We start from the raw sequence: 3,305 nt of genomic DNA, 5'->3' as shown, positions 1-3,305 counted from the left end.
GTGGCTCAACCCCCTTGTGGGGAGGGAGCTGTCGAAGGTGGGATCGGCGATTGGGACGAAGTCGTAACAAGGTAGCCGTACCGGAAGGTGCGGCTGGATCACCTCCTTTCTAAGGAGCTTTCTGGCCGTCTGATCGTTGATCAGGTGGTCCAGTCGCCGTTTCGTGGGCATGTGTCCTGCGGCGGTGGTGCTCGTGGGTGGAACACTGACTATTGCAATGTTTGCTGGTTGTTCCGGCGTTCAGTACTCCTCGTCGCCTGTGGTGGTGGGGGTGGAACGGGTCGGGGTGGTTGGTGGGTGTTGTGGGTGCGCTGTTGGGTCCTGAGAGAACGGGCAGGTCCTCCCTGTGTGTTGGGGGTGGGGTTGTTGGTTGTCTCTCTCGGCCGGCTTGGTTCATACCGTCACACGGTTGGTTGTGGTGGGTGGGCTGGTGGTGCTGGTTGTGGGTTTGTTGTTTGAGATCTGCATAGTGGACGCGAGCATCTTTTTTCTTGGTTTTGTGTGTAAGTTTTTAAGGGCGCATGGTGGATGCCTTGGTACCAGGAGCCGATGAAGGACGTGGGAGGCTGCGATAAGCCTCGGGGAGCTGTCAACCGAGCTGTGATCCGAGGGTGTCCGAATGGGGTAACCCCGCACGAGTCATGTCGTGTGACCCGCACCTGAATGTATAGGGTGTGTGGAGGGAACGTGGGGAAGTGAAACATCTCAGTACCCACAGGAAGAGAAAACAATTGTGATTCCGTGAGTAGTGGCGAGCGAAAGCGGATGAGGCTAAACCGTTGGCGTGTGATACCCGGCAGGGGTTGCGTTGGCGGGGTTGTGGGAGCGAAGTGGCCTGGTCTGCCGGCTGGGCGGGTAGTGATAAAGACTGGTGTTAGTCGAACGGAATTGGAAAAACCGGCCGTAGTGGGTGATAGCCCCGTAGGCGAAAACACCGGTCCTACCTTGCTTTGTTTCCCAAGTAGCAGCGAGCTCGTGAAATTTGCTGTGAATCTGGCGGGACCACCCGCTAAGCCTAAATACTACCTGGTGACCGATAGCGGACGAGTACCGTGAGGGAAAGGTGAAAAGTACCCCGGGAGGGGAGTGAAATAGTACCTGAAACCATGTGCTTACAATCCGTCGGGGCTGAGCCGTAAGGCTTGGTGACGGCGTGCCTTTTGAAGAATGAGCCTGCGAGTTAGTGGTGTGTGGCTTGGTTAACCTGTGTGGGGTAGCCGTAGCGAAAGCGAGTCCGAATAGGGCGTTTGTGGTCGCATGCTCTAGACCCGAAGCGAAGTGATCTACCCATGGCCAGGATGAAGCGTCGGTAAGACGTCGTGGAGGTCCGAACCCACCAGGGTTGAAAACCTGGGGGATGAGCTGTGGGTAGGGGTGAAAGGCCAATCAAACTTCGTGATAGCTGGTTCTCCCCGAAATGCATTTAGGTGCAGCGTTGCGTGTTTCTTTCCGGAGGTAGAGCACTGGATGGTCTAGGGGGCCCACAAGCTTACCGAAATCAACCAAACTCCGAATGCCGGGAAGTGAAGCGTGGCAGTGAGACTGTGGGGGCTAAGCTTCATAGTCGAGAGGGAAACAGCCCAGATCGCCGGTTAAGGCCCCTAAGCGTGTGCTAAGTGGGAAAGGATGTGGGATTGCCCAGACAACCAGGAGGTTGGCTTAGAAGCAGCCATCCTTTAAAGAGTGCGTAATAGCTCACTGGTCAAGTGGTTCCGCGCCGACAATGTAGCGGGGCTCAAGCACATCGCCGAAACCGCGGCATCCAGCGGAAGCTGGTTGGGTAGGGGAGCGTCGTGTGGCCGGTGAAGCGGCGGAGTGATCCAGTCGTGGAGGCTATGCGAGTGAGAATGCAGGCATGAGTAGCGAATGAGGAGTGAGAACCTCCTCCACCGATTGACCAAGGGTTCCTGGGCCAGGTTCATCCGCCCAGGGTGAGTCGGGACCTAAGGCGAGGCCGACAGGCGTAGTCGATGGACAACGGGTTGATATTCCCGTACCCGCGTAGGAGCGCCCCTGACGGGGCCGGTGATGCTGACCGCCCGAGCCATGCAGCGACTTCGGTTGTTGTTGTGGGGAGCGCGGGACCCTATCCGGTAGTAGTCAAGCGATGGGGTGACACAGGAAGGTAGCGTCGCCAGTGAGTGGTAGTACTGGTGTAAGGGTGTAGGTAGCGTGGGTAGGTAAATCCGTCTGCGTGTTGATCTGAGACCTGATGCATAGCCGATTGAGGCGAAGTAGCGTGATCCTATGCTGTCGAGAAAAGCCTCTAGCGAGCTCCGAGCGGCCCGTACCCTAAACCGACACAGGTGGTCAGGTAGAGAATACCAAGGTGATCGAGCGAACTATGGTTAAGGAACTCGGCAAAATACCCCCGTAACTTCGGGAGAAGGGGGACCGGGTTGCGTGAGGCCCCTTGCGGGCTGGCGCGGTCTGGTCGCAGAGACCAGGGAGAAGCGACTGTTTACTAAAAACACAGGTCCATGCGAAGTCGTAAGACGAGGTATATGGACTGACGCCTGCCCGGTGCTGGAAGGTTAAGAGGACCGGTTAGTCCGTAAGGGCGAAGCTGAGAATTTAAGCCCCAGTAAACGGCGGTGGTAACTATAACCATCCTAAGGTAGCGAAATTCCTTGTCGGGTAAGTTCCGACCTGCACGAATGGCGTAACGACTTCTCTACTGTCTCAACCATAGGCTCGGCGAAATTGCATTACGAGTAAAGATGCTCGTTACGCGCGGCAGGACGGAAAGACCCCGGGACCTTTACTATAGCTTGGTATTGGTGTTCGGTTCGGCTTGTGTAGGATAGGTGGGAGACTGTGAAGCGGCCACGCCAGTGGTTGTGGAGTCAACGTTGAAATACCACTCTGGTCGTACTGGATGTCTAACTTCGGACCGTGATCCGGTTCAGGGACAGTGCCTGGTGGGTAGTTTAACTGGGGCGGTTGCCTCCTAAAGAGTAACGGAGGCGCCCAAAGGTTCCCTCAGCCTGGTTGGCAATCAGGTGTTGAGTGTAAGTGCACAAGGGAGCTTGACTGTGAGACAGGCGTGTCGAGCAGGGACGTAAGTCGGGACTAGTGATCCGGCACCTCCTGGTGGAAGGGGTGTCGCTCAACGGATAAAAGGTACCCCGGGGATAACAGGCTGATCTTGCCCAAGAGTCCATATCGACGGCATGGTTTGGCACCTCGATGTCGGCTCGTCGCATCCTGGGGCTGGAGTAGGTCCCAAGGGTTGGGCTGTTCGCCCATTAAAGCGGTACGCGAGCTGGGTTTAGAACGTCGTGAGACAGTTCGGTCCCTATCCG

2 rRNA genes are annotated in these 3,305 nt (G+C 56.7%); both read left to right on the top strand.

Features of this window, described 5'->3' with window-relative positions:
* Nucleotides 1-109 (top strand): 16S ribosomal RNA (locus AC52W5_RS08790); the annotation flags it as partial.
* 392 nt (nucleotides 110-501) lie between these two features.
* Nucleotides 502-3,305 (top strand): 23S ribosomal RNA (locus tag AC52W5_RS08785); the annotation flags it as partial.

Source organism: Nitrosospira sp. CT (assembly GCF_059489795.1).
This window is presented reverse-complemented; position numbering and strand designations above follow the sequence as displayed.